Origin of the sequence: Halobacteriovorax marinus SJ, from assembly GCF_000210915.2 — a bacterium.
In the GTDB taxonomy this organism is placed as follows: Bacteria; Bdellovibrionota; Bacteriovoracia; order Bacteriovoracales; family Bacteriovoracaceae; genus Halobacteriovorax; species Halobacteriovorax marinus.
Genome location: NC_016620.1, coordinates 2106852 through 2133099, shown reverse-complemented (window position 1 = coordinate 2133099; position 26248 = coordinate 2106852). Strand labels below are relative to the sequence as shown.

Here is a 26248-nt window from a genome sequence, read left to right as displayed (position 1 = left end):
CCGAGCTAAAAACACGGTTTATTTCCAATAAAGTCTGACTTTTAATCTTAAGAAATTATTAAGTTCTTGAGAAAAACAGTCTAACTCTCTAGATTTATTGGGCAATTTGAAAAAGAAAACTCAAGTATTTCTTAATTTTAAAAATAAAGAAAAAAAGCTTAGTAAATACACCGAAATCAAGTTGACTTTGGACACCTGAACTTGTCATACTATTTAGCGAAGATTGATTTGGATTGAATCAATTTTTTGGGTAGCACTGGAAGCGAACCCAACAAGAGAGCAACACGCAAGTAAAGACACAGAACTTGTATTATGCAACTACACCGAGCTATTAAGCTTTTAATTGGATTTATGGAGGAAGACCAATGAGACTCACTTCTAAAGGACGTTACGCAGTAAGAGCAATGCTTGACCTAACTACCCACTCAAACGGGAACCCTGTTAGACTTCAAGAAATTTCTCAAAGACAAAACATTTCACTTCACTACTTAGAGCAACTTTTCAGAAAGCTTAGAAATGGGCAAGCTGTTAAGTCTGTAAGAGGACCAGGTGGTGGTTATGTACTTGCTAGAAGCATGGACCAAATCACTGTTAAGGATATTCTTGAGTGTGTGGGTGAAAATATCAACCCAGCTAAGGATATTCTTGGTACAGAGGCTGAGCAAGCTTCTACAGTAGAATTTCACCTGTCTAAGAACTATTTTCAAAATCTAGGCGTGATCATGAGAGATTACTTGTCAACGACATCTCTTGGTGATTTAATGCGTAAATCTAATGAGATTGAAATTGAAACTAAGACGGAAGAAACTAATAATCAAGCTGAAGTAACAAATACATCTTCACTTGAAAATACAATTGGAATGACTTCCGCAATCAGGAATCCAATTGGCGAGATTAATCAATAACAGATATTATTTCGATTATAATGCAACGTCCCCGTTAGCGGATTCAGTCAAAGACTGGTTCCCTAACGGGGATTTGCTTTTTGCAAACCCTTCTTCAATTCACAGTTCTGGAAAGAAATCAAAACGCTTTATCAATGAAACTAAGAAGTATCTTGAAAAACTCTTTTCACTAGATTCAACTTTTAGAATATTCTTTCACTCAGGAGCTTCTGAGGGGGTGAACTCTTTAGTTAAAGGTTTTGCTCAAAAGTCATTTGCTGCAAATAAGAAAGTTCACTTCATTCATTCTCACGTTGATCATAGTTGTGTTTTTAATTTAAAAGACGAGCTTGAACTCTATGGCCATGAAGTTTCTAGGTTTGGAGTTGATGCTAATGGTGAGTATGACATTGAAGAGGTGATCTCTTTAATTAATAAATCTAGTGCTCCAACTCTATTAAATTTTACTTGGGTGAATAATGAAAATGGAGTGGTTTGGAATTTAGAAGACCTCTCGAGAATTAAAAAAGAAACTAATTGTTATATTCATGTGGACGCCGTTCAATCAATTGGAAAAATTGAAGAGTGGAAGAAGCTTAATTTAATTGCTGATGCCTATACTTTTTCAGGACATAAGTTTGGTGCTATGAAAGGAATAGGTTTCTCTTTTGTTAAAGAAGATTTTCCTTTCTGTTCTCTAATTCGTGGAGGAGGACAACAAGAGGGAATGCGCTCAGGAACTGAGAATACAAATGGTATCTACTCTCTGAAGTTGGCATTAGAAGAGTTATGCGAGAGAGAGAATTTTTCTAAGCTAAATGAAGCAAAAACTTTTATCGAAAGTGAGATTGAAAAAGTCTTAGACTCTAAGGCGTTTATTGTTTCTAAGAATGCGAAGTCTCGAAATGCAAATACAATCTATCTCGTTATACCTGGAAAGAAAGCTGATATTCTTATTACTGCCTTTGACTTAGCTAGAATGGATGTGAGTTCTGGTTCTGCTTGTTCTTCTGGAGCAGTTCTTCCAAGTCGTGTACTACAGGCGATGGGAGTAAACGAAGAAGATGCTAAGTCTGCACTTAGGTTTTCCTTTGCCTATGATCTAAGTTTGGAAGAAAGTAAAGAGTATTCTGAAAAAATAATTACTGTTCTAAAAAGATTCTTATAATCGTCTAAAAGACCACTATAATTGCTATTTCAATATTGACATTTTCTTAGGCCTTTGCTGTAGGGGTGTTAGAGTAAAAAAAAATAAAAAAACCTTTAAATAAAGGTGTTAAAGGTATTGCCAAGTTAAAATAAATCCGTCACCATTATATTTATCAACCCAATGTATGGAGGCATTTATGAACAAAAAAGAACTATTAGAAACAATTCTTAAGAACAAAGAACTTAACCACATGACTAAGAAAGACGCTGAGCTTTTCCTTAACACTACTATTGATACAATCAAGAAAACTGTTAAGAAAGGTGAAGATGTTTCTCTAATCGGTTTTGGTTCTTTCTCTAAAGTAAGAAGAGCTGCTAGAGCAGGTGTTAACCCAGCGACTGGTGAGAAGATTAAAATCAAAGCTAAGAATCTTCCAAAGTTCAAGCCAGGTAAAGCTTGGAAAGATATGTTCTAATTTTGGTTTTTACCAAACTTTAGAATATGGAGGGCCATTTAATTGGCCCTTTTTTTTACCTTTTTTATACTTTAATAAAAATTGTATCGTCATCAATTCGAATAGAGTCCTCTTCAATAAATAATTTCATTATCATCATGGTTAATTTCTTGGCCGGTATACCTGCAAAGCGCGCTTTCGTTATATCTAATCTAATTAATTTCTGCTCTGGTATGTAGTGGATCTTTCCATAAACTCTAAGACTAATTTTAAAAAGGATCTTGATTTTAGATTTTAAAACCAAAGAGCTATCTCTGATCTCAATTCTTAAATTTCTGATATCTTCAAGATCTACTATTCCCTTTTCAATAGATTTAACTTTTCTCTCATCAAATCTGTCCAGATCAATATTTGAACTTTTTAAACAACCTGCAACGACTTCGTCTTCTTTAAATCTTCTCTTGATAAGGTTTTTACATCTAAGTTTGAAATCTTTTACGATTGTAACTTCACCATTTGATCTAAATTCAGCTTGGTTAGTCTTTAAAGAGATATCGCTTGGAGTGATCGTTGTATTTAAATTCTTCATTCTTAAATTAATAGATGGATTTTGAATATGAACATCACTTGAATTCAATTTTCCATTCTTAAGGCAAACAATATCTACATCTGTGGTTGAGTCACCCAATGGGTCACATTCTCCTCTAAGGTTGAGTGCTGTAACAGAATCTCCTCTAGACTGTAGTAGCAGAGAGGGAGAGTTAAAGAGCATGCTCTCTCTATTAAATTTAAGCTCAGTATCTACAAGTTCTAGACGATCTAGCTGTGCAAGAGGATTATCCTCCTCTAATTTTGTGGAGAACTCAATGAATGAGACCTTCGTTTTTAAATTTTGCTTCTCGATTTCAAAAGTTCCACTCATGGCCATATCATCATCATAGGCCTTGAAGTTATGTTCTTCATAGTCCACATCCAAGAAGTTAGCAGAAATCTCGCCAGTGACTTTATCTCCACTCTTACTAGATGAAATATCCAAATTCTTTGCAATAATTGTTTCTCTCTTGGCCCATGAATTTGAGCACAGGAGGATTAGCGTCAGTAAATAAGTTTTGATCTTCATATTGACTCCTAATTAATGACTTAAATAAAGCAAGGATGAGACCAATTTTAAAAATGAGATAACAGTGACTTAGGTGTTCCATTTTTGAAACATTTCCGAATTTGTTCTGCTTTAAAGCTATGTTTCAATGAAAAGCGTTGACTAGATGTGTGAATCTTTATAGATATTTGCCTACACATTTCACACTTTTAAAGGATATATCAATGAAAACACTATTGATGATAACTCTTCTTACGCTTACTAGTTTCAATATTTCGGCCAGAAATCCAAACCCTAGACATAAGCTCACAATTACAATGAATAATTATATTCTTCAGCAAAAAATTGGACAAGAAGTTGAGAGGGCAGTGAATAAATTCTATCCTTTCTTTAATTACGTTATTGGTTGTCCAACTGGAAATATTAATCAATATCCTTGTCCACATGATAAGGCGTTTAAGAGACTTGAAAATCTTCTTGTTATTCACCCAGACCTTCACAGTGCTTCAAATGAATACCTTTCTTGGATCATGGTTCAAGGAATGGCCAGCATGGTTATGCACAAGCGCTATCAATTAGATAAGTATCCAAGAGTTAGGGTTGTAGAAGTTGAGCAATTAATTATGCTTACGGCGCAGAGATTTTGGAATGAGTTAAACCCTCCAATGAGTAGAGGATTAGATCTCTATAGAACATCTAGAGATAATATTGCTTTTAACTTAGACCTATCTGTACTGGCATTTACTAGGGCCTATAATCAAAATCCTAAGGTGAACTTCTTTAATAAGGTTGCACTTAGAGCAACTCGCTATGAAGGAATTTATTTATCTGTAAGCGATATTATTGATAACGACCAATTTACTGAAAAAGAGAAAGAAGTTGCTAGAGATATCCTAGTAGACTTTGAAAACGCTCTTTAATCTAAACTATAGGGCGATATAGATTGTATCGCCCTCAATTCTTATAGAATCCTCTTCCATAAATAATTTTAAAATCATCAAGGTCAAAGTCTTGGCCGGAATTCCTGCAATAGAGGCCTTATCAATATTTAATTTGATAATATGCTCCTCAACTAAGTGCTCAATTGTTCCTAGGACTTTTAGATTGAGTCGAAAGAAGATTTTTATCTTAGAGCGCAGGTCAAAGTTTCCATTATTAATATCAAACTTTAAGTACTTTATATCTTCTAAATCAACCAGTGCCTTATTGGGTAATTGAACTTTAGAGATCTTCTTCACTTCAGAAAATTCGTCTAAGAAAATATGAGACTGCTCAATACAACCTGCAATGAAATCATCAATACTAAATCTCTTCTTAATACCGTTATTACAATTGGCCTTGAGTCTCTCAACTCCCGTTTGGTCATTATTGGAAGAAAAGATGAGTTTATTTGAGTCTAGAGCAATTGTATCTGGAGAGATAAAAGCTCGAAAGTTATGGGTTAGAATATTTGTGGTAGGGCTTTTAAGCTGTGCCTGTTGGGCCTCTAAATCTCCGTGATTCAAACACACAATATCAATATCTGTAGAGGCGTCTCCCTTTGGGTCACAACTTCCTTGGAGTGCAATGGCCGAAACGCTAGTTTCCCTCGTTCCAGTCTTAATGGACTTTGTTGTAAAGAACATCTCTTCTTTATCAAAGTTGATCTGAGCGTTTTCTACAAAGAGTTGATCTAGGGTTACGAGAGGATTATCCGGTGCCAACTCTGTATCATAGGTAACAAAGGAGACCTTTGCCTTAAATTTATTATCTTTAATCTCGACACTTCCATTGAGGATCTTGCCACCATCTCTTGCCTTAAACTTATTTCCTCCAAAGTCCACATCAAGCTCTGTGGCCGATAGTTGTCCTGTAGTAGCACCATCTTTTTTCTGAGTCGTGATATTGAGGTTAGAGATTTTTATAATTTCGCGCTTAGCGTGAGCACTTTGTAGGGAGCAAAGAAGTGTAATTAAGAAGAAATATTTCATACTTAAAGTCTATGGTCTTAATCTGTATCTTGCATTTTGCAGAGTGTTGCTGATGAGACCCCTTTGAATATAACTTCTAACCGTAGACACCTATAGTTATTAGAAGGTAAGTGAAAAGCTAATATTTTCAATAGCTTGTGTGAGGGCGGATAACTTTTGATGTAGTGAGTTAGTTTTTAGTTGTGTTTATAATTAGTTGTGTTTATAATTATAAGCACAACTAGTAATGGGAGTGTTCTCTTTACTTGTGAATAATATTTATTAAGTGAAGTAAAGTCGTAGATTTGGAGTAAGTAGTGAGCATTTTTCTTAGAGTAATATTTGTTTCTTTATTTTTACTACCAATCACCGCTTGTGCTCAAACCAAGGAGTATAAAGTGTCAGATCATTATGATGGAAAGAAATTTTTTAATCCTACATTGAAGGGAAAGTCAAAACCGAGCTTCATGGATGCTTTAAGTTTAATACGAGAGGGAAGAGAAGCTTGGCCAGAGAATAATGAAAATAGAGGAACACCTCGAATTAATGAGAGTCTTGGCCCAAATGAAGTTAGTATTACTTTTGTTAATCATGCAACTTTTCTCATTCAATTTAGAGGCTTTAATATTCTTACTGATCCAATTTGGTCGAAAAGGGCGAGTCCATTTAGTTGGATTGGCCCAAACAGGGTTAGAGAGCCAGGGGTAAAAATTGAAGACTTACCTAAGATTGATTTAGTTATCATTAGTCACAATCACTATGATCATTTAGATGTAAAAACTCTAAAAACTTTAAATGATCTTTCTCCATTTAAAGTGATTGTGCCGCTCGGTGATAAGTCGTTGATCGAGTCAATTGGAATAAAAGACGTCCATGAACTTGACTGGTGGGAAGAGGTAAGGATTTCTGAGGATATTCAAATTACCTTTACACCTACTCAGCACGGATCTGCTCGAGGAGTATTTGATAGAGATAAAAGCCTTTGGGGGAGTTTCTATATTAAAAATAAAAGTCGAAGTATTTATTTTGGTGGTGATGCTGGCTATTCAAAGTATTTTAAGGAAACAAGGGAACGACTTGGAGCTCCAGAAATAGCTCTACTGGGGATCGGTGCATATAACCCTCGTTGGTTTATGAAGTCGATACATATGAATCCTTTAGAGGCTGTAATTGCCCATAAGGACTTAGAAGCAAAGCTGAGTATAGGAATGCATTATGGAACTTTTCAGCTTTCTTCTGAGGGGATTGATGAGCCTTTAAAAGACTTAGAGAAGGCTTTGATTAGAGAGAATGTATCGTCAGATGATTTTGTCACATTACATGAAGGTGAAACAAGAATATACGGAGATTTAATAAATGACTAGACCATCTAGAAATCAAGACAAGCTATTAATCGAAGCAGGTAAGAAACTACTTCCAGAGCTAGGTGTTAGTGGGATGAGTATACAAAGGGTAGCTGATGAAGCAGGAGTTAACCTTGGAATGTTCAGTTATCACTTTAAAACAAAAGCAAACTTTATTCAGCAGGTATTAAGATCAATTAGGGAAGATGCTCAGGGTGCTGTAGGCTTTACTTTTTCTGATACAGATACCTCAATTGAAAAATTTCAGAAGTTTTTATTCTTCATGGCAAAAACATTTAGAGATCAAAGAAAGCTAGTACTCTCTTTATTTAAAGATATTTTAAATCAAGATCCAGATGTATCTGAAATGGTTTTGAAGAAATCTAATGATCAGCTTGAGGTTCTTAGGCAATTAATTATCGAATGTCAGAAGGACGGATATATTGATGAAAAAACACCAGTGCGACAAATTGAATTATTTTGTAACTCAGCGATGAAAGGCCCTATCGTTATGGTTGCAGCAATGGAGCGCATTCAACAAGATAATCTTGATGACTTAGCCCCTTATGAGGCAGAAGTGTTAACAGATTCAGATATCTCACAATTAGTATCAATGATCCTTAGAGGAATAAGACTTAAATAAAGGTGAGTAGGATGATAAAGTTATTAATTTTTTTTCTTTTATTGGTAGCTTTTAATTGTAATCCTCAGTTAGAAGCAGCAGAAAATGGAATTGTAGATAATCTTTTAAGTAAAGTAAGAGAGAAGTCATTATCAATTCAGGCCTATGAAGATGATAAGAAGTCTAATGAGCATATAATAGAAAGTAATTTGACTTTATTTGAAACTAAAGGCTTTGTTGAGACAAGTTTTGAACGCAGAGACACTCCTCCTCTTTCTCCGGTCTCTTCACTTAGGCAATCCGCTTTTAAAACTACTTTAGGAGTATCAAAGATTTGGGAATATGGATTTGAAACCGAATTATCTGCGGGAGTTTTGGATAGCTCTACTGACTACCCAAACTCTTTTTCTCCGCCAGAGTACTCTTATATTTCACCTACAGTCGAATTTAAGTTTAAGACTAGTTTGTTTCAAACTTTGTTAGGGCATGAATATGATTATTTTCGAAAGAAAAATGAAGCTCAGAATCGTTATATATCTTATAAAGCTGAAGATCAGCAAAAGTTGACTTTAGTGACAGCCTTAACTGAGTATGCTCAATTACTAGAAGCCCAGGAGGAGCTTAACTTTCAAAAGAAGATATGCTCTGAAGTTGGACAACAAGTTCGTAAATTAAATAGTAAATATAAAAAAAGATCAATTTCGAGGAGAGAATACCTCTTGGGAATGAAAGAAAATAGTACTTGTACTGTTAGCGTTAGCAATATTTTAAAAAGAGTTATTGAGTTAGAGAATTCATTTCTAGCTACATATAATATTAATATACAAGAAATTAGTGTAGTTAAGGCGGATCAATTATTTAAAACTCTTAAAGACTCTTTTAGAAAAAATAAAACTTTTAAGCAGCAAGATAAAATACTGACAAGTGAAATGAAGCTATTGGCATTAGAATCTGAGGCGACCCAGTATGATTATCAGGAATTGATGGAGAAGAATAAACCAAACCTAGATTTAGAGATTCGAGCAGGCAGTGTCGGTGTTAATGAGAGCTATAGTAAGGTCTATTCAAATTTGCTAGAAGATCAATCGATTTATATTACAGCAGCACTAAAACTTGAACTTCCTATCAAAAATCGTGCAATTAATGCGACTGCTATTGCAACAAAGTACAAAGTCGCTGCAATAAATAAGAGAGAGACGCTAGCACGAAATCGTGCTTTAAAACGTTATGAAACATTGAAAGATATTCTTGAGAAAGACTTTAAAATTTATGACGAATATTTAAATACAATTAGTCTTTCTGAAGACGTTTATAAAGAAGCGAAAAAAGACTTTAATAATGGACGGCTTGATTTTAATGATCTGTCTGAATTTAGTAAGGGTTTAATAGAAGATCAGAAGAAAATTTCAACACATAGAATAAGTCTACTGCTGAGGGTTGTTGAATTCTTAGATTATCACAATTTTTTTGATAATTATATTGTTAGTAAAAATGTAGAAGGGGTATAAGTATGAAAATTTTATCTTTTTTACAGTCCCATAAACTCTTCGTTCATTATGCAACAATTGTAACAGTTGTATTAGGTATTAGCTCTTTCTTCCTTTTACAAAGAGAGACGAGACCCAATGTTAATTTCAATAGAGTTAATATTACCGCGGCTTACCCCGGGGCATCTCCTGTAGATATTGAAGGGCTAGTGATTGATCCTATTGAGGATAAACTTGCAGAGGTTGACGGTATCGAAGAGTATCGTTCTGTTTCATATATGGGAGCAGGTTCTATATCAGTCATCGTTGATGAAAACTACCCCGATCCAAACGAAGTAATTAATGAGGTAAGAAGAAAGGTTTCTGAAGTCGATGGGCTCCCTGTTGAGGTAGATGACCCTATTGTTACAGAGTTAAAAGCTGAAAGTATGCCGGTGCTAAACCTTGCTCTTTATGGAGATGCAAAACCTTTCGACTTAAAGTTTCAAGCAGAGAAGTTAAAAGATTTTTTACAGCAGCAAGATGGTGTTACAAATGTAAGTTATACCGGAATAACGAACTTACAATTAAAGGTTTTATTAAAGAGAGTTAAACTTACAAAGTTTGACTTAACTATTGATGAAATCTTTACAAAACTTTCAAATTGGTCAAAACAAAAACCTGGAGGCATATTCGAAAATAGTGAGCTTGTCGCTAGTATGACTATTGGTGAAGACTTAAATAGTTTAGAGAAGGTGGGAGATTTTATTGTTCAGAGTAATGACTCAGGCAAAAAAATAAGGTTAAAAGATGTTGCTGATATTATTTATGATTTAGAAGAGAATCAAACAGGTAATCTCTTTGAAGATCAAGTTGCCGTATTATTTACTGTAACAAAATCACCTAGTGCTGATGCAATTCGAACCGTTGATAGTGTAAAGAAAGAACTTACTTCATATAAAAAGAGTCTTCCCTCCGGGCTTAATTTAAAATTATATAAAGATGAATCAATTAATATTCGAACGAAGTTAAAAATTGTTACAGGAAATGCTATTGTCGGACTTCTTCTAGTTTTAGTGATTCTTATTATTTTCTTGGACTGGCGTTCTGCGCTGATTACTTCTTTGGGAATTCCTGTTTCAATTCTTGGTGGAGTTTTGATACTTTTCCTTCTTGGGTTTACATTAAATTCATTAGTTGTAGTTGGAGTTATTATCGTTTTAGGTATGCTTGTTGATGATGCAATTGTAGTATGTGAGAATATTTATTCGAAAATTGAACAGGGTCTGCCGCCTGCACGAGCAGCAATAGAGGGAACTAGAGAAGTCGCTGCCCCAGTGATGTCATCTGTTGCTACAACTGTTTTTGCTTTTTTGCCTATTGCCTTTATGGGAGATGTTATAGGTCAGTTTTTAAGGGTTATTCCTATAACTGTTATAGCACTCCTCTTTGTTTCTGTTTTAGAGGCATTCTTTGTTATTCCTGTACATAGTGAAGAGCTAATGAAGCCTCAGGAGAATAAGAGTAAAAAAGGAATCATGCAGAAAGTTGAATCTTTGTATGAGAAGTATGTTTTATGGAGTATACGTAAAAGAGCTTTTGTTGTGGGTTCTCTAGTTTTATTTTTTATTATTTCACTCTTTCAAGGCCAAAAAATATTTGATCAATTCTCTCTAGTCCCATCCGAGGGTTTAGAGGGACTTAGCGTACGTCTTGAATTAGATAAAAACACACCATTAAGTGCAACTTCTGATCGAGTTAAGAATTTATCTAGAAGATTAATAAATATCTCTGATGGAACATTTGACAATATTTATTCAGACTTAGGTCAAGTAACCACGGGAGGGAGTGGGGGAAGTCGCCAAAACGGAACACACCTCGCTATGATTAATATTAGTTTTACAAGTGATCCTAGTTTCATACATAAAGAAAAAGAAGTTCTTAAAAGAATTTCTAAAGAAGTTGAGAATTTTTCAAGTGAGTTCAATGTTAAAACAACTATCACTCTCGATTTGCCAGGTCCTCCTGTTGGAAAACCTGTGCAAGTACAAATCGCGACTAGGGATTTTGATTTTGGCATATCTATAATAAAGAAAATTAAAGAGAAACTTCAATCGATTAGTGGAACTTATTCTATAGAAACTGACTTTGCAGGGGACTCAATTCAGTACAGGTTTAGAATTGACAATGAGTTTACGATTTCCCAGGGTGTCGACCCATCTAAAATCTCACGAACAATTTTCGCTGCTTCAACTGGCCTTGTTTCAAGTGAGATATTAAAAAATAGTGAAAAAATAGATATCTTAGTAGGGCTTGAAAAGGGTTCTAATCTTAAGAACAAGAATCTAGTTAAAAGTGAAGAGATTGAGAGTATTCTTAACTTGACTGTAAGAAACTCAAACAATCAAGCTGTTCCAATTAGAAACTTTGTAAAAATATATGAAGAGCTAGGACCTTCTTCTATTCAGAGACTAAATGGAATTCGTACATTAACGCTTTTTGGAGAGGTGGATGAGAGAGTCACTTCTGGAAAGAAAGTGAATCAGGAGTTGGCTCCTTACTTAGAAGAATTAAGAGAGAAGTACCCTAATCTGAAAATAATAATCGGTGGTGGAGAGAAAGATCGCGCTAGTGCATTAATTGACACGCTAAAACTTTACGCAATTGCAATCTTATTGATTTATATTGCAATAAGTTTAACTTTTGATTCCGTAATTTATCCATTCTTAGTTCTTACTGCTCTACCTATGGGGGTAAGTGGTGTCGTATGGGCATTGGTTTTACATGGAAAATCCTTATCTTTAATGGGAATTATTGGGCTCGTCGGTTTGAGTGGAGTTGTTGTAAATGTGTCGATCATTTATTTAAAATTCATTCAAGATAATATTAGATCTGGCGAAGTTCTTGATAAGGCCATTGTTTTAGCCTCTGTCAATCGAATTAGACCTATAATTATGACAACTATTTCAACGCTCCTAGGTTTGTTTCCTACAATATATGGTGTTGGTGGAGTTGATGCGTTTGTACAGCCTATAGCACTCGTTCTCGGTTGGGGTCTTTTCGTTGCAACTTTGTTAACAATAACAACATTACCTGCATTGCTTTCTTTCTTTACTATTTTAAATAAAAAATAACCAAGGGTTTATATGAAGTATATTTTTTTATCTCTACTTTTTATATTATTTAGAGATGTATATGCAAAAGATAAAGAAGATATTCACAGTATAAAGTCATGCAAATCTCAGATACATAGCTTCTGTTCTGATTCTGGAGAGTCAAAAGACTTTAGGCAAATAGTAAACTGTTTAAAAGTGAATATTGATAAATTATCTCAGAGTTGCAAGCAGGAAGTTATGAGGTTCTCTCAGGCGCGCCGTCAAACAAGACCGAGACAAGGAGGAGCAGCTTCGTCAATTGGTGGTATTGCAGGGCCAAGCATACAGCTTCCTCTTCTATCGTATGAAGGGAGATTTATACAAGAAGGTGACGACACTTCAAAGACTCCTAGGTCTTTAGAAAGTAATATGAGTATTTCTTTACCTGTTTATAAAAAAGATAAGAATTCATTAGCGTTCAGCCTTAAGGGAGGGAATTTAAATTTAGAGAGCCCTGTATCCTTAGGGTCTGGAACAGTCATTGATCGTGATTGGTATCGCTCAGAAGTAGGAATTCATTATTCTAGAAGGCTTGATGGAAAGAAAATGTTTGGGCTTAGTTCATCATTTGGTTATGAGGGGGATAACTTTAGTCCCGAAACTCAAAATATTAGTTTAAGGGCCAATTATTCTTTTCCTACTGAGGGAGGGAATCGTTGGGTTCTAATGCTACTTATGTCTAACAACGGTCAGTTGGGTAACTTTATTCCTATTCCTGGCTTTTTCTATATCACTAGAACTTCTACTTTTACTGGAATCTTTGGATTCCCTGTTCTTTCTTTACAATGGACCCCTGTTAATCCGTGGGCATTCTCTTTTTCTCTTTTTGGTGCAAACTTAAGGGCCGAGTCTTCTTATGGCGTCGTCAACAGAAGACAGTTTTTTATTGCTTCAGGTATGAAGCAGCAGAGGTATATGTACAGTGAAAGAACAAATGAAGATGACCGATTGACATTTGAAGAGAAATTTTTTGAGTTAGGTATAAGACAGCCCATTCTAAAAGGTTCACTAATTGAATTTCAGACTGGGAGCTCGTTTGATCGGTCTTTATATCTTGGTGATGGTCTCTTTAATAAAGATCGTGGAGAGGGAACATTTGACTCAAGTTTATATGCACGTTTCTTTTTTAAAGTAATTTTTTAATGATATTGAAACTTAAGAGAAATCTTCAAAACTCTTTAAGATTTATCTTATGTGGGGTTTTATTTTTCATAATTTTAAATTCTCCTCAAGGAGTAGAAGGGCGGAATCTTAACGATGAAAAGCCTTTATTTGAATTGGGTGTTGGGGTGGGTTCTGCTCTTATGCCTCATTATCCAGCCTCTGATCAAAGTCAAACTGTAAGTTTAATACTTCCTACTTTTCGTTATAGAGGAAGAGTTTTTAGAGTTGATGAAGAAGATGGCGTTCGTGCGAGGGTTCTTTCTAGTCCTAGTTTTGGAATAGAGTTTACCGGCGCTGGAAACTTACCTGTTTCATCAAGTGAAAATACTACTAGAGCAGGTATGCCCGACTTGGATATTTTAGGAGAGATAGGACCCCAGTTTTATCTAAAAGCACATCAAGCAGGAGAGCTTAAAGCTCGTTTGTTATTTCCTATAAGGGGAGCTCTATCAACAGATTTCTCTAGTATTCATTATAGAGGAATAGTATTTTCTCCTGGTTTTGATCTTCATATTCGTTTACCAAGTACATTTGGTTCATTGAAACTATTGATGAATGTTAATTTTGCTTCAAAGGAGTACCATAAGTTTTTCTTTGATGTATCAAGGGAGTTCTCTAATCAAGACAGGCCAGAGTACGAATCTGCTGGAGGTTATTTGGGAACACAGTCCGCTGTAAGCTACATTGGAGACTGGAAGCGGTTAGGGGTATTTATTCAAGCAGGATATCAAAACTACCAAAACTCTAGAAATGAAAGCAGTCCGCTTTTTAAGCAGAAGCATACTTTTACTGGTTTTATAGGTATTAGGTGGCTGTTGTATCATTCAGATTCTATGGAAGATGATAGGATTTAACTTTTATAAAACTTTTACTTCTCTAATTTAAATAGCGTATTTCTGATCAGACCTGTGTCGGATGTCTAAAGTTTGAACAGGAGAGAGTGGCTTAAGTGTCTAATAATACATTGACTTTCTGGACTCAATCTTGCTCTTAATTAGGTGGGCGAGGTGTATGCGTGAAGAAAATATTTTTAATTTCCTTTTCCCTATTAGTGGGAATCAGTCTTGATGCTAAACAAGCGGATAGTATTCATATTAAAACAACCTATAAGAGGTCTAAGAAGATCTGGGGTGTCTATACTTTAAATAAACAGGTTTGGTTCCACGGTAAGAAGAAATTCGCCACAGGTCCAAAGGAAGATCATGTCTTGATGAGAAAGGATGGTCGTTTCGTCTTTATCAGTCCTAAGTTCAATTCTGGTGTTGTGAGCTATGATGTGAATGAAGTTCCTTATACTGTCAGAAAGAAAAATAGTTTTAGCGTTGAGAATATAAATTTAAATCAAGTTGATTATACTGACGGTCCCTTTCAAGAAGGTGAACCCATGAAGACTACGGCCTTTAGTTGTAAAAATAAGTGGAAGACAATCGAGTGTGTTCATACTCTTACAAAAGAGGACAAGGCCGCAAGTATCATTAAAGATCTAACTAAGAATTAACTCTCTTTAATAACTTTTCAGTAAAGTTTTTCTCTTCGAGATTTGAGACTTTTCTCATCTCTAATTCTATATAGTCATTAACTTCTTCGTAAGATTTATTTTTTGAAAAAAGAAAAGAAAGAATACGTTTTAAAATTTTCATGTGAACTCCTTAAATTACTAAGAAGTATATTCAAATCTAAAAAAAAGTATCGTTACATTTCTATTAGAATCTTTAAGATTTAATTAAGAGATTTCTTCAAGGCATCGAGAAGAATTTCTTTTGGAGAATGGGCAGCCGCAAGAGTTGTCGACTCCTTCTTTGGAGCTTCTTTTTTCTTTGTGACTTTGTGGATTGGCCCTTGTCGATGGGATTCATCTTTTCCAATCAATTTAAAATCTTGTGTTGCAACGGCATTCATTACTAAGATGAGTAGGGCAATAATTTGAATCTTTATAAAGTCTTTAAGCATATAAGATTATTATCACACAATGATGCAGTGCGCATCTGCCTTGAAAATATTTCCGAGTGCTTTAGGCCGGTTTCGTTTTGACCGGTTCCATTTCGGAACTCTTTTGTCCCGTGAACCATAGTGACACCATCTAAGTAGTAGATATTAGTTTGATAAAAGTTGGCACACGCCTTGCTATATATAAATGTAACTGGTTGGTACCGATGGCCTTGATCAGCAAACTCGTAATTGCTTAAATCCTACCTTAGCCAACCTCATAATAATGGTCAGAATTGGCCTTATCACAAACTACAAAAATCCTACCTTACAATTACAATTTTAATTCTGATCAAGGCCCTCCTTTTTATTTTAGAAGGTCCTCGATCTCTTTGAAGTTATTTTGCCGCGCAAGCTCTAAGGGAGAGTTCCCCTGCTGGTTCTTAATGGTTTTAGTCGCATTTTCTCTTAGAAGCTCACTCACAATACTCTTAAAGCCCTCAGAAGCGGCGTAGTGAAGTGCCGTATTGCCTTCAAGGTCTTGGGTATTGATATTGGCCTTAAAGCTTAGAAGGACTTTTAGGGCGTCTAAGTGTCCATTTCTAGCAGCATTCATTAGATGGGTGACTCCATGTTTATTCCACTTGTGATTGGGATCGGCTCCATTTTTAAGAAGAAGTCTCGCCATGGCCGCATCACCAGAGGAGAGTGCAATTGTTAAGGCGTCAGCACCTAGCTTATTCTTTGCCCCAGTTTTAGCCCCTCTTTCAAGTAGGTAGCTTAGAACTTCAATATTCTCACTAGCAGCTGCTTCCATGAGAGGCGTAATCTCTTCTTTGTCGGCCTTATTTACATCTGCTCCCATCTCATCAACTAGGTACTTGATATAGGGCAGAGGAGCGCCAAAGCTCGCTCTAGTGAGAAGAGTTCTCCCATCTTCACTAGAGATAGCGTCTATTGTTTCTTTTACATTCTCTTTGGCCGATAGAATTCGCTTAAAGTTTTCAAAGTCTCCACGTTGAATTAATTGATCAACTTGAAATGAAAAGGGAAGACTCTCAAAGCTTGTGGATTCGCTCACTTCTTGGACAACTTGATCCACCTGCTCTTCATGGGTGTGGGGAGCGTGATGAGGATTTTCGTGTGAATGATGTTGGTGATTGTGTTCTGTTTTTGGAAAGAAGGTAAACTTAATAGTGACAACAACTAACCAGAGCGTTGCCACTATGAAAATAATTTTAAAGTGCTTTATATTCATTCATATATTCTATCTCAAAACCTCGTGGGCAGGAAAGAAGAATTCTTTTTGATACTCAAGCTTTTCAGCTCCACCATAGGAGTCAACGATCTTTTTTACGATCTCATCTTGGCTTGCCTTTGCATGTCCCTTCCATCCTCTCAATTGGTGGAAGACACCAAAGTACTTACTACCTTGTTGTGTGCTGACTTTCCCCGCTAGAGTAGAAGTGTGAAAGAGTGTTCCTGTTTTTACGACCAACGAGTTCTTAACTTTAGGAGAGAGAAACCTTGCTCTAATAGTTGACTTTGTTGGCCCTGACTTATCAATATCACTTCCCGATACCGCCACCATTTGCTGTAGTGACTTTCCGGCGAGATCGAGCGACTTATCTAACTCTTCAATGATTTTTACAATGATTGAGCAAGTTGCATAATTATCTAGTCTCTGAGAGCTCTTATACTCAGGCAGTCCTGAACCAGAGTAGAGCTTTATACTAAGCTCGTTAGCTGAAAAGTTCTCCCTATCAATATCGAGATTTGGTAACCACTCTTTTAATTTTGGAGCGATAAATTTATCAAACTCACTCTCTCCACCTAGCTTGTTAAAGACCTGGTCAGCAATGAAGTTATTTGATTGAATATTCATGGCCTTTAAGTACTTAATGATCTCTGGTGAGAGGTGAATCATCTTCTTTGCCTCGGAGACATCTTTAAGCGGGTTCTCTTTTACAACTTGCACTGACTTCACACTTAAATCTAAATCATCTAATTCTTCTCTAATTTGAAGGTGATCGATAACTTCTTTGGGCGTAGATTTAATAAAATCTCTATAGGCCACTTTCAACTTATTCCAATCTGGAGTGTGAAAGAAGTCCTTTAGGTTTGCCGCTGTTCTAGCGCTAGTCATACGTAGAATATCACCTGTGTACTCTTCTGCTTTAGAGAAGACAATGAGGTTGCTATCAAAAGTAATTTTATCTAATTCATGTATCCCAAGGTTATTGAGCTGAGATAAGAGAAAGAAGAGCTTTCTCTTTGAGTAGATAGGGTCTTTATCACCAGCAATATGTAGGTGTTTTCCATCTAGGTAGAATTCGCTTTTATATTGATAATCAGCTCCAAGTGATTCACTTGCCCAGTAGCTGGTAATTAACTTTGAAACAGACGCAAGTCTTACTTTCATATGAGGATTAGATCCCTGGGCCTGTCCAGCTTCATTGCTATAGCAAAATGAATGATACTGAGGTGACATATTGTAGTTATTTAATATCTTTTCCCAGTCACTCTTTAAGTTGGCCATCGCCGGTGTACTTAGTGCTAAGAGCACAGAGCTAGATAGAAGAATACGTTTCATCATATGCAGATCCTTTCGTTAAAGCTCTGCACTTATGGCCTAAATAAAAGCATATGACAATATGCGTTATAAAAATTACCGATGATCTAATTCATAGAAATTAGTTACTTAGGCACCTTTTAGGATAGGAATAATCTCTTTTACTCCGCCAACAATCATCTCAATTGAAATGGCGAGTAGGATAATACCCATGATTCTGGTCATCACGTTCTGTCCAATAGTTCCCAGTCTCTCACCAATTCTCTTTGAGTAGGCGAGGACATTTCTTACGAGTATACCAATGAGAATAACAGCTAGAATTGCTCCCACCCAGTGAAGAGGAGTTGCAAAGGCCTTAGCATGAATGATGGATGTTGAAATTGCTCCTGGTCCAGAGAGTAGAGGTATTGCTAGGGGTACAATTCCAAGTTCTCTTAGGTCTTGCATTTGCTCAATTTCGTCGTCGTTGATTTTGGCATTGGAAGAAGTGGCCTGGATCATACTAAAGGCCATGGAAGAGAGGAGTATTCCACCACCGATTGTAAATGAAGCAATACTAATTCCAAAGAACTCAAGAACATATTGTCCCGCTACTAAACTTACCAAGATAGTTATGACGACGGCTAAAGAGCAAGAGTGGGCTATCTTAATTATTTGAGACTCACTATTGGCCTTAGTTAAATTTAGAAAGATGGGAATAATTCCTATGGGATTTAAAATAGAAATCAGTGTAATGGAGAATTTCAATGTATCTTCAAATGCTTGGTACATACTTGACCTATTTCTTAGGAGAATTATTTTCTCTTTAAGCTTATTTAAAATCTTCTTCTAACTCTCTTATAGGCGCATCCGAATAGTTTCACAAGGTGAAGAATTTATTTCGGAGGTAGTGTGAAAAAAGGGATTACTTTACTCAGTTTTATTCTGCTATGTGAATCGGCCATGGGCATGGGGCTTTTTAGATCTAGATCCAAGGAGCCAGAACCGCCGGTACAAACTCCGTCTGAGCCACCGGCCCAGACTCCTAGACCTGATCCCTCTCCTGATCCAAGGCCTGTGCCAACTGATTTTGTAGAGGTCGCTTCACAAATTGGTACTGATGTAGACCAGTACTTTGGAAGCTATCAAGCGCTAAGAAAAGATAGGGAAGACCTCTTTGAAAAACATAGCGATTACTGCGAAGTTAACTTAGAAAGTTACGATAATTTTAGTGAGAGAATTGCTTACTTTGTAGAGTCTCAACTTGAAGATACGCGAACTCACTTGTCAGCTCTTGCTCCTTATTATTCTATTCCTAGAAATGAAAATGATTACTTTCTCTCAGGACTTGCCCAGAGACCTCTATGTCATTCCACTAGATCGTCTCTAGTAAAGACGTTGAAGAAATCAAATCGAGTTCCTTCAAGCGCTGTCATTGCTAAACTCAATGCCTTTGAGTCAAAGGTGAATCTCTTGCGTGAAGAAATGCTAGAGGGAAGTGAAGAGTCGAGAATGAAATTAGTAAAGACTTGGACTAAGTTCTTCTCTTGTTTAGCGTATACGGAGTCTCTGACTTCGTCTGAGACAAGTAGTAGTAGGAGAGTTGCCGCTAAGTATGAACATGATAATTATAGAAAGCCCGCTGGGGTTAAATTCTATGAAGACCCTTACCAAGATGAGGCGTCTAAATTAAATATTGGGCTCTTTCAATTCACCCCTAACGGTAGAGGAAATATAAATCCATGTCTAAAATCGTGGAATGATCTCTATCCAAGTTGTAGCGTTTCGACGTCAGCTTCTAAGAGAGAGTTAATTGAAGTTTTTGGCTCGAGCTTACAAACCATGAATGCATTTTGTGGAGTAAATAAAGTTGTTCAAACTTTCTCTATCCAAACGAATTCTTCTAAATCCAGTGCAACTCATCCACTTAATAGTGGAAGGGCAAAGCAAGACCGTTGTGTGTCTCCTTGGATTTATTCCGGTTATGCCTACAATCACTTTGGGCCATTGATGAACTCAACAGGATCTAATTTAAATAAATTAATTAGTTGTGTGAATAGTGACTAACCTTTAATTTCAAATGTTTACCATCTAATATTATTTACATGCTGCATTGCGTAGCATGTAAATAAATAATATAAACCTCTATCTTTAAAAATGTGATGGAGGTTTTATGAATTCCAAAGTTTTAATCACTACACTTTTATTGTCTTCTCTTTCAGTGTCGTCAACTTCCGCTAGTGTAATTGATGACTTCATTGCTAAGTATATGACAAAAGTATTTTCAAGTTCTCACGGTGAGGGACTACCACTAAAGGTAGGAGAGTTATCCGAGGGCGTGGAGTATCGAAATCATTTCATGGAGACAATGGGGATTGAGGCGCTCGAAAGAGATGGAATGACTCTTTATACTGGAAATAATAAAGGACTTGGTCTTGTTAAAAAATCTAATGAAGACGAACCTGCCTTTGACTTAATATTATCCAAGAATAATTTTAATTCATTGGTCTCATGGAAGAATGGAAAGAAATTTATTAAGGCCCTAAAAGATTACACTAAAGACAATGGTTGTATTCCAAAGATCACTTCTACTTCACATGGTTGGAGAAGTGAGGGCAGAACTGGAGAGGGTCATGGACTTTCTGGAAAGTCTGGATTCAATGGTATCTATGTTGATTATGAACATGGACCTGAGAAAATTGCTAAGACGGGTTCAAGAACTTTTAAAGATGATCTTATTAAAGAAATTAAGAAGGGAAAGATTAAATTCTGCTCTAGTTGTATAGCTCAATTCTATGCTTGTAATGTTTCAACATACTTTGCAGACTCTTTTGCAAAGATGTCTGGCTGTCAAACAGTTGTGGCGACAGGCCAGAACTCACCGTACTTTCAAGAGCGTGATGCCGATGGCGGTTATTCAAGAATTGTGAATGGTTCTCATTACTGGAAGTCTGCGGCAGGTGTTTGGGAAGAGAGACAGACTGAGGAGATGACTTTAAATAACGAGAGAAAAGCCTCTTGGTATAGATCTACTCCAATAAGAAATTCACAAAACGAAGTTATCGATCTTGTTAAGGAAAATTTAGGAGAGCTCTATATTGCTCTTTAATTACAACTAGGCCTATAGAGGTTCTTATACTTATTAAGAATCTCTTGATAGGTCCCATTTTTTTGGATGACTTTAAGTCCTTTATTAAAGTCATCTCTCAATTGCTTGCTCTTAAAACGAAGTGATCTCGGAGTGAGTGGTGCAATAGTGAAAACTTTAAAATCAGAAAATTTATAATTATCCTGTTTTGCACGAAGTAAGAAAATATTTATATCAGAAATCGCTACATCAATTCTCTTTTTCATAAGTGCGCGGGGCTGAGTTAGCTGATCTCCGCTTTCATTGTAGAGTGGGTTGTCCTGTGACATTTTATAAAACTCTTTACCTAAGGCCTTACTAGCTCCAGTAAAGGCCCAAACTGATTTACTTGCGAGATCTTTAAAGTTTGTGACCTGGAAGTCTGCACTACTAAGAGTGATGGCACAGTCTACAAAGTCTATAATATTATCTGATGTATAAAGAGTTTTCTCATTAGAAAAAACGGTATCGGGAGTATTGCTCACAATAGCGTCTATATGATCATCTCTGAGTAGTTGAGTGGCCCTCTTGTCATTTGAAAAGACTGTGAGGGTGTAATCATATCCAATTTTAGTAAAAGCAGCCTTTAAGATATCAAGCTCTATTCCTGTGTCATCAATTTTATTAAAATAAGGTGGGATATGTTTTAAACCTCCAATTCTAATAGTTTTGGCCATTAAGTTTGAAGAGAGTAAGATAAGAAAAATAAAAGCAATTTGAGCTCTCAAAGAAATCTCCTAATATATTTAATAAAGATATTGTACTTATGTCTCTTATATTTTGAAATAGGTTTATAGCTGTCAATAATAGTCGGGTTTAACTTTAATTATAGTCTAATTATAGAGATGACAGAATTTGTATGATGTCATTTAAAATTTAAATTTCTACAATTATTCTATTCAATCTTAAACAAAGGAATTGTTTTGATCTCTAAATCTATCTTAAGTGCCGCTCTATTTTTAAGTGCAACTTCATTTGCTAATACTCCCGATTATCATCAGGGAAGACTTATTGTTAAATTAAATAAGGGCCATGAATTGCCAAGCAGTGAATTAATTAAATCTTCAATGCATCTTTTTGAAAATAATTATGTTCTTAGAAGTCATAATATCTCTGATCTTGAAAAAGAACTAAGAAACTCAAGTGCAATTCTCTCTGTAAATAAAGATTTCTACGCAAAGAGAGAGGCCATGCCAAAGGCCATCAATCCACATAAAGTTGCTCACGGAGCACTTAAAAATGCAGAGTACTTTAATGATCCAAAAGTTAGTAAGCTTTGGGGCTTTAGACCTTCAAATAAAAAAGGAATGAATATTTTCGCCGCTTATGACAACTTTGATCCTTCAACAACGGAGAAAGTAATCGTCGCTGTAGTGGATACAGGAGTTGACTATAATCATGAAGACTTAAGAGATGTCATGTGGACAAACTCTGGGGAGATTCCAGGTAATGGAATTGATGATGATGGAAATGGTTATATCGACGATATTCATGGAATTAACACTTTGGTTAGAGATAGCGATGGGAATGCGACAATGGATATAATGGATGGTCATAGTCATGGAACTCACGTTTCTGGAACAATTGCGGCCAAGCAAAATAATGGAATTGGAATTGCTGGTGTGGCATCTAATGTTGAGATTATGGGAATTAGAACAGTCCCTAATTATTCAGATGAAACAGACGTAGATGTTGCAGAGGCCTTTCTCTATGCCGCTAAAAATGGAGCAAAGATTATAAATTGCTCATTTGGAAAGTCTCACAACGAAGGTGGAATGCTAGTAAAAGAGACAATTGACTATATTGGAAAAGAATATGGTGTCTTAGTTGTTGCTGCTGCTGGAAATAGTTCCCAGGATATTGATAAGAAACTCACGTATCCAGCTTCATTTGATTCTGAAAATCTACTTGTCGTAGCATCGAATTCTAAATTAGGTATGTCATATTTTTCTAACTACGGATTAAAGAGTGTAGATGTTGTAGCGCCGGGGTCTTCGATCTATTCAACAGTGCCAGGAAATAGATATTCGTCTATGTCGGGAACTTCAATGGCCTCTCCAAATACTGCGGGCGTTGCTGCTGAAATCCTTTCTAGAAATCCAGGGCTTTCTCCACTTCAGCTTAAAACTATTATTATGAATACTGTGAGTAAGAGTAGAAGCTTTTCTGCTAAAACAGCGGCCGGTGGAATCATTGACTTGGCCACAGCACTTAAGTAAATCAAAAAGGCACACTCTTAAGTGTGCCTCTCTCTTCTTTTAAATTTAATTAAAGACTCTATGGAATTGTAATTGTAACAGTGTCTGAATATCCAAGATCAGTATTATCAATCGTAATGGTATATACATCAGAAGCTGCCTGAGACCCATCAGGAGTACAGGTAATTTGTCCAGAAGCTGCATGAAGCATACATGCAGGTGGGGTTGTACCAGTCGTGCCCGTTGTAACTGTTGTCCCAGGGTAGGCGTTAATAACGTTTATAAAGAAGTCAGCAGTTTGACCAGCAGTAACTGTTGGGACTGATCCACCGTCGATCATAGTAGGTGTATAAGTCTGGTCTCCCACAAGCCTCATCCCACCATTATTAACAACAGTTAAATCTTCATTAGTTGCAACTAAAGTATTGGCCCAACTCGGATAATTTGTTCCAGAAATATTTCCTGAAAGAGCGAAGTCAAAAGTTGTTCCAGGTTGTAGCTCAGTATTGGATATAGGAGCTCCCCCTGCAATATCACTTATACTAGCTGGATCAATAGTAATCATATTAAAATTTGTATCCCATGTAATCCCTGTACATCCATCTGCATCAGAGTAGAGTGAGATATCAGAGATCATAGAAAGACCTAAGTGAGAATATGCTAAATTTTCAGAACCTGTAAAAATATAGTAACTTGGCTCTAGGAAGATTTCATTAAGACCTGTTCCATCAAAGATACAACCTTGATTACTACCAAAGTCTAAGTTCTTCCAATAGTCAAAGAAGTCCATAGTTCTTTGATAGGCCTGGTAAGTTACGTTAGGTCCAAAGCCAGTAAATAGTCTAGGGTCATTTAAACTCATAGGTGCTAAGTTTCCAGGAATAGCACTCATGATTTTAGGAAATTGTAATTTATTAATGGCCAGTGTTGACGGGTCATAGGGTGGATTGATTTGATGTCCTGTGGCTCCTGCGTTTGTTCCATCAAGACCGTATTTTGTATTCACATCAATATCAGTGACAAAATCGATTGGCTCCACTGTAAGTTGTGCTGAAGTATAATGCTTTGCTGATGTATAAATGAAGCCAGACTGGATCTTTGCAGAGTAGACATCACCTTGATTATTTGAGTTTGTAATATCGTTATAATTTCTAGCACTCCAAAGCTCAACAATAGGAGAGGTATTTTCATTCTTTAAGAGGTTCCACTCTTTTCTTTCGTAATTATTTCCAGGCTCATTTCTCTTGTCATAGACTATTGATTCAAAGATAAGGTTATCATTGTCCTGAGCATCCCAGTAGACTTCGACTCTATGATCTTCTCCGCCATCGATGTAATTAGATCTATAAAATCCCGCGAGAATATTTCCTGAGCAATTGAATTCATAGAATTCTCTCATGACGCCTTCTTCAACAAAAGCGACTCTCTTTTCAAAGATAGTCTTTACCGGATAAGTTCCACTTGAGTTCATCCACTCTGCCATTGGAATTTTTCCCGTTGAGAATTGAAAAGTAATAATATCACCTTCACCTAGGTCATAATTAAGTGAGCCAGAAGTTGGAATTTCACTACAAGTTAAAAAACCTGCTCTATGAAGAATGGCTCCTAAGTGACCATGATAGGCTCCAGCGATCTCTCCGTAGAGTCCTGTATTTCTTCTCCAAGGTGATTCTGGCTCATAGCCATTGTCAACTATCACACTACTTGCAATTGGAGAGGCAATATTGGCACCAGGAGTAATATTAGTCACAACAAAATCTGAAACTATCCCTGCATTTGTTAGAGCAGTATTTAGCTCAGTAACGATGTCGTCTGTTGTTGTAATTGTTGGAACAGCGTCAATATTATCACAGTAGTTAATTGTTATACTTAGTGGAGCAGTTGTGTGAGAAGAACTTGTCGCACAAGTAGATCCGCCGTACGAGAAGTCAATTTGAGTTCCATTGTAAACACTAGTTGGGTTAATTGTTTTTATGTCAATGATTGTTGTATTTCCATCAAAGATGCCACTAGGAGCACTTGCTCTTCTTCCTAGAGTCCATGGGCTTGTCAAATTTGTTGTTCCTAAAATATTAGTAAAAATCTCTCTCGTATTATCGTACGCATCTCCAGGACCTCCTCCTTCTGTAGGGTCATCATATCTATCAGTTAGGATTTGATAAGGAGGGAGCATTCCACTATTGGCAAATGTATTACCACCATGTCCAATATAATTATCTGCAAAGAAGAAGTGAGTCTCTCCAGCTTCTTCGTAAGTTAGGGAATCTGCCTGCTCAATTGTAGGAAGATGTTTTGAACCTTGAAAGAGGTAAGTGGCCTCAAGATCATCAGCTTCGCAGTTAAGGTCTTCGTAGGCTAAAATAACAAATGGAAAATTTCCATCATCATTAATTGGAAGCTTATAGCTCGTGTAGAAGAAACTCGATGTTAGATCACCAAGAGCGTTAATACATCCTGAAGCTAGGCTCGATAAATCACTACCTGTAGAAAGATTTCTTCCTTGAAAGACAACTCTATAACTTAAATTATTTCCTCCCATAAATTGAGCGGGACCACATTGTGAGGAAAAAGAATTTACATGGCTGAGGCTAGAGCAGGCATGTAGGACAAGTGGATTAAATTGATCACCTGATACATTTATTGGTTTTGTAAAGAAGCTATTACTGCATGTAGCAGGAGAGAGGTTCAGGTCTACAACAACTTCTTCTCCTTCAATGCTTGCAGTTGTGAGGGCACATCTATTCGTTCCTGTCATTGGTCCATTTCCACTTTCATTTTCCCAAGTGATGGCCGCAAATTCCCAACTTCCTGGAGTTAACTCTATATCAGTCGCTTCACTCCCTAGTTGTAATCCCATTTGAAATGCTTCACCGGTAGAACTCTTTCCAGTTATGATTGCTCCACCTGCAGTGGTGAGTCCTGCTGTCATTGCAGAAGATAAAAGCCTTAATTTTGCAGGCGTTCCCGCTCCTTTCTTAGAGCAAGAAGCTAACGTTAAGAGTAGTGCTAGAAATAATATTTTCTTCATGGGTGATTTCCTTATTAACCATATAGACCAGTAAGTTCATCGGTATTTATAGAATATTCTTTATTTATGAAAAGAATAAAAAAATATCTAAGGCACTGTTTTTGTGTAAGTGTAATGGGGATACTTGGCTCT

Annotated in this window: 23 protein-coding genes; 14 read left to right on the top strand and 9 right to left on the bottom strand. The window is 36.4% G+C overall.

Annotation, left to right across the window (positions count from 1 at the left end):
* The first annotated feature begins 365 nt into the window (after window positions 1-365).
* From BMS_RS10050 to BMS_RS10040, 3 genes are all read left to right on the top strand, one after another.
* Window positions 366-905, top strand: a complete 540-nt coding sequence (locus tag BMS_RS10050) for an Rrf2 family transcriptional regulator (RefSeq protein ID WP_014244705.1) — start codon at window positions 366-368, stop codon at window positions 903-905.
* Window positions 886-2052, top strand: a complete 1167-nt coding sequence (locus tag BMS_RS10045) for a cysteine desulfurase family protein (protein WP_014244704.1) — start codon at window positions 886-888, stop codon at window positions 2050-2052. Before BMS_RS10050 ends, BMS_RS10045 begins: the two co-directional genes overlap by 20 nt.
* Before the next feature lie 178 nt (window positions 2053-2230).
* On the top strand, window positions 2231-2509 hold the full coding sequence (locus BMS_RS10040) for an HU family DNA-binding protein (RefSeq protein WP_014244703.1): 279 nt from the start codon (window positions 2231-2233) through the stop codon (window positions 2507-2509).
* 64 nt (window positions 2510-2573) lie between these two features.
* Here the strand turns inward: BMS_RS10040 and BMS_RS10035 are convergent, their stop codons facing one another.
* Complete coding sequence (locus BMS_RS10035; protein WP_014244702.1) at window positions 2574-3608, bottom strand: hypothetical protein; 1035 nt, start codon at window positions 3606-3608, stop codon at window positions 2574-2576.
* Between the two features lie 203 nt (window positions 3609-3811).
* Between BMS_RS10035 and BMS_RS10030 the strand changes: the two genes are divergently transcribed.
* Window positions 3812-4507 carry a hypothetical protein gene (locus tag BMS_RS10030; protein ID WP_044557495.1) on the top strand — a complete coding sequence of 232 codons (696 nt, stop codon included), beginning with the start codon at window positions 3812-3814 and terminating at the stop codon, window positions 4505-4507.
* Between the two features lie 6 nt (window positions 4508-4513).
* On the opposite strand, the gene BMS_RS10025 is transcribed toward BMS_RS10030, so the two are convergent.
* Entirely contained in the window at window positions 4514-5557 is a 1044-nt protein-coding gene (locus tag BMS_RS10025; RefSeq protein ID WP_014244700.1) for a hypothetical protein, read from the bottom strand.
* Between the two features lie 377 nt (window positions 5558-5934).
* On the opposite strand from BMS_RS10025, the gene BMS_RS10020 reads away from it, so the two are divergent.
* The 7 genes from BMS_RS10020 (at window position 5935) to BMS_RS09990 (ending at window position 14784) form a co-directional block, all read left to right on the top strand.
* The gene (locus tag BMS_RS10020; protein WP_014244699.1) at window positions 5935-6900 is read left to right on the top strand and encodes an MBL fold metallo-hydrolase; all 966 of its coding nucleotides are present in this window, start codon (window positions 5935-5937) and stop codon (window positions 6898-6900) included.
* Window positions 6893-7522 (top strand): TetR/AcrR family transcriptional regulator, encoded by a 630-nt coding sequence (locus BMS_RS17010; protein WP_014244698.1) that lies wholly within the window; start codon window positions 6893-6895, stop codon window positions 7520-7522. Before BMS_RS10020 ends, BMS_RS17010 begins: the two co-directional genes overlap by 8 nt.
* An 11-nt stretch (window positions 7523-7533) precedes the next feature.
* Window positions 7534-9009, top strand: a complete 1476-nt coding sequence (locus BMS_RS10010; RefSeq protein WP_044557494.1) for a TolC family protein — start codon at window positions 7534-7536, stop codon at window positions 9007-9009.
* A 2-nt stretch (window positions 9010-9011) separates the two neighbouring features.
* Window positions 9012-12101 (top strand): efflux RND transporter permease subunit, encoded by a 3090-nt coding sequence (locus BMS_RS10005; protein ID WP_014244696.1) that lies wholly within the window; start codon window positions 9012-9014, stop codon window positions 12099-12101.
* Between the two features lie 12 nt (window positions 12102-12113).
* Entirely contained in the window at window positions 12114-13265 is a 1152-nt protein-coding gene (locus tag BMS_RS10000) for a hypothetical protein (protein ID WP_044557493.1), read from the top strand.
* Entirely contained in the window at window positions 13265-14140 is an 876-nt protein-coding gene (locus tag BMS_RS09995; protein ID WP_014244694.1) for a MipA/OmpV family protein, read from the top strand. Before BMS_RS10000 ends, BMS_RS09995 begins: the two co-directional genes overlap by 1 nt.
* Before the next feature lie 161 nt (window positions 14141-14301).
* Window positions 14302-14784 (top strand): hypothetical protein, encoded by a 483-nt coding sequence (locus BMS_RS09990; protein ID WP_014244693.1) that lies wholly within the window; start codon window positions 14302-14304, stop codon window positions 14782-14784.
* Here BMS_RS09990 and BMS_RS17630 read toward each other — a convergent pair.
* The 5 genes from BMS_RS17630 to BMS_RS09970 all read right to left on the bottom strand — a co-directional run bounded on the left by BMS_RS17630 (window position 14774) and on the right by BMS_RS09970 (window position 18555).
* A complete protein-coding gene (locus BMS_RS17630) occupies window positions 14774-14926 on the bottom strand; it encodes a hypothetical protein (RefSeq protein ID WP_157765749.1) in 153 nt (50 codons plus the stop codon). The two genes, BMS_RS09990 and BMS_RS17630, sit on opposite strands and share 11 nt — an antisense overlap.
* A 79-nt stretch (window positions 14927-15005) precedes the next feature.
* Window positions 15006-15236 (bottom strand): hypothetical protein, encoded by a 231-nt coding sequence (locus tag BMS_RS09985; protein ID WP_014244692.1) that lies wholly within the window; start codon window positions 15234-15236, stop codon window positions 15006-15008.
* A 343-nt stretch (window positions 15237-15579) separates the two neighbouring features.
* On the bottom strand, window positions 15580-16470 hold the full coding sequence (locus BMS_RS09980; protein ID WP_014244691.1) for an ankyrin repeat domain-containing protein: 891 nt from the start codon (window positions 16468-16470) through the stop codon (window positions 15580-15582).
* A gap of 9 nt (window positions 16471-16479) precedes the next feature.
* Entirely contained in the window at window positions 16480-17808 is a 1329-nt protein-coding gene (locus BMS_RS09975; RefSeq protein WP_014244690.1) for a D-alanyl-D-alanine carboxypeptidase, read from the bottom strand.
* A gap of 105 nt (window positions 17809-17913) precedes the next feature.
* Window positions 17914-18555: a MarC family protein gene (locus tag BMS_RS09970; protein ID WP_014244689.1), complete on the bottom strand. Its 642-nt coding sequence runs from the start codon at window positions 18553-18555 to the stop codon at window positions 17914-17916.
* A 120-nt stretch (window positions 18556-18675) separates the two neighbouring features.
* Here BMS_RS09970 and BMS_RS09965 point away from each other — a divergent pair, with 120 nt between their 5' ends.
* Complete coding sequence (locus BMS_RS09965; RefSeq protein ID WP_014244688.1) at window positions 18676-19830, top strand: hypothetical protein; 1155 nt, start codon at window positions 18676-18678, stop codon at window positions 19828-19830.
* Window positions 19831-19936: 106 nt separating this feature from the next.
* Window positions 19937-20872: a hypothetical protein gene (locus BMS_RS09960; protein ID WP_014244687.1), complete on the top strand. Its 936-nt coding sequence runs from the start codon at window positions 19937-19939 to the stop codon at window positions 20870-20872.
* On the opposite strand, the gene BMS_RS09955 is transcribed toward BMS_RS09960, so the two are convergent.
* A complete protein-coding gene (locus BMS_RS09955) occupies window positions 20869-21618 on the bottom strand; it encodes a substrate-binding periplasmic protein (protein ID WP_014244686.1) in 750 nt (249 codons plus the stop codon). The genes BMS_RS09960 and BMS_RS09955 overlap by 4 nt on opposite strands.
* A gap of 195 nt (window positions 21619-21813) precedes the next feature.
* On the opposite strand from BMS_RS09955, the gene BMS_RS09950 reads away from it, so the two are divergent.
* Window positions 21814-23109 (top strand): S8 family peptidase, encoded by a 1296-nt coding sequence (locus BMS_RS09950; RefSeq protein WP_014244685.1) that lies wholly within the window; start codon window positions 21814-21816, stop codon window positions 23107-23109.
* 58 nt (window positions 23110-23167) lie between these two features.
* Here BMS_RS09950 and BMS_RS09945 read toward each other — a convergent pair whose 3' ends face one another.
* Complete coding sequence (locus tag BMS_RS09945; protein ID WP_014244684.1) at window positions 23168-26116, bottom strand: hypothetical protein; 2949 nt, start codon at window positions 26114-26116, stop codon at window positions 23168-23170.
* Between the last annotated feature and the right edge of the window lie 132 nt (window positions 26117-26248).

Excerpts from the sequence above, each read along its gene's own strand:
- BMS_RS10050 (WP_014244705.1), top strand. The coding sequence starts at position 366 with ATGAGACTCACTTCTAAAGGACGTTACGCAGTAAGAGCAATGCTTGAC.
- BMS_RS10040 (WP_014244703.1), top strand. The coding sequence starts at position 2,231 with ATGAACAAAAAAGAACTATTAGAAACAATTCTTAAGAACAAAGAACTT.
- BMS_RS10035 (WP_014244702.1), bottom strand. The coding sequence starts at position 3,608 with ATGAAGATCAAAACTTATTTACTGACGCTAATCCTCCTGTGCTCAAAT.
- BMS_RS10030 (WP_044557495.1), top strand. The coding sequence starts at position 3,812 with ATGAAAACACTATTGATGATAACTCTTCTTACGCTTACTAGTTTCAAT.
- BMS_RS10025 (WP_014244700.1), bottom strand. The coding sequence starts at position 5,557 with ATGAAATATTTCTTCTTAATTACACTTCTTTGCTCCCTACAAAGTGCT.
- BMS_RS17010 (WP_014244698.1), top strand. The coding sequence starts at position 6,893 with ATGACTAGACCATCTAGAAATCAAGACAAGCTATTAATCGAAGCAGGT.
- BMS_RS10010 (WP_044557494.1), top strand. The coding sequence starts at position 7,534 with ATGATAAAGTTATTAATTTTTTTTCTTTTATTGGTAGCTTTTAATTGT.
- BMS_RS10005 (WP_014244696.1), top strand. The coding sequence starts at position 9,012 with ATGAAAATTTTATCTTTTTTACAGTCCCATAAACTCTTCGTTCATTAT.
- BMS_RS10000 (WP_044557493.1), top strand. The coding sequence starts at position 12,114 with ATGAAGTATATTTTTTTATCTCTACTTTTTATATTATTTAGAGATGTA.
- BMS_RS09995 (WP_014244694.1), top strand. The coding sequence starts at position 13,265 with ATGATATTGAAACTTAAGAGAAATCTTCAAAACTCTTTAAGATTTATC.
- BMS_RS17630 (WP_157765749.1), bottom strand. The coding sequence starts at position 14,926 with ATGAAAATTTTAAAACGTATTCTTTCTTTTCTTTTTTCAAAAAATAAA.
- BMS_RS09985 (WP_014244692.1), bottom strand. The coding sequence starts at position 15,236 with ATGCTTAAAGACTTTATAAAGATTCAAATTATTGCCCTACTCATCTTA.
- BMS_RS09980 (WP_014244691.1), bottom strand. The coding sequence starts at position 16,470 with ATGAATATAAAGCACTTTAAAATTATTTTCATAGTGGCAACGCTCTGG.
- BMS_RS09975 (WP_014244690.1), bottom strand. The coding sequence starts at position 17,808 with ATGATGAAACGTATTCTTCTATCTAGCTCTGTGCTCTTAGCACTAAGT.
- BMS_RS09970 (WP_014244689.1), bottom strand. The coding sequence starts at position 18,555 with ATGTACCAAGCATTTGAAGATACATTGAAATTCTCCATTACACTGATT.
- BMS_RS09960 (WP_014244687.1), top strand. The coding sequence starts at position 19,937 with ATGAATTCCAAAGTTTTAATCACTACACTTTTATTGTCTTCTCTTTCA.
- BMS_RS09945 (WP_014244684.1), bottom strand. The coding sequence starts at position 26,116 with ATGAAGAAAATATTATTTCTAGCACTACTCTTAACGTTAGCTTCTTGC.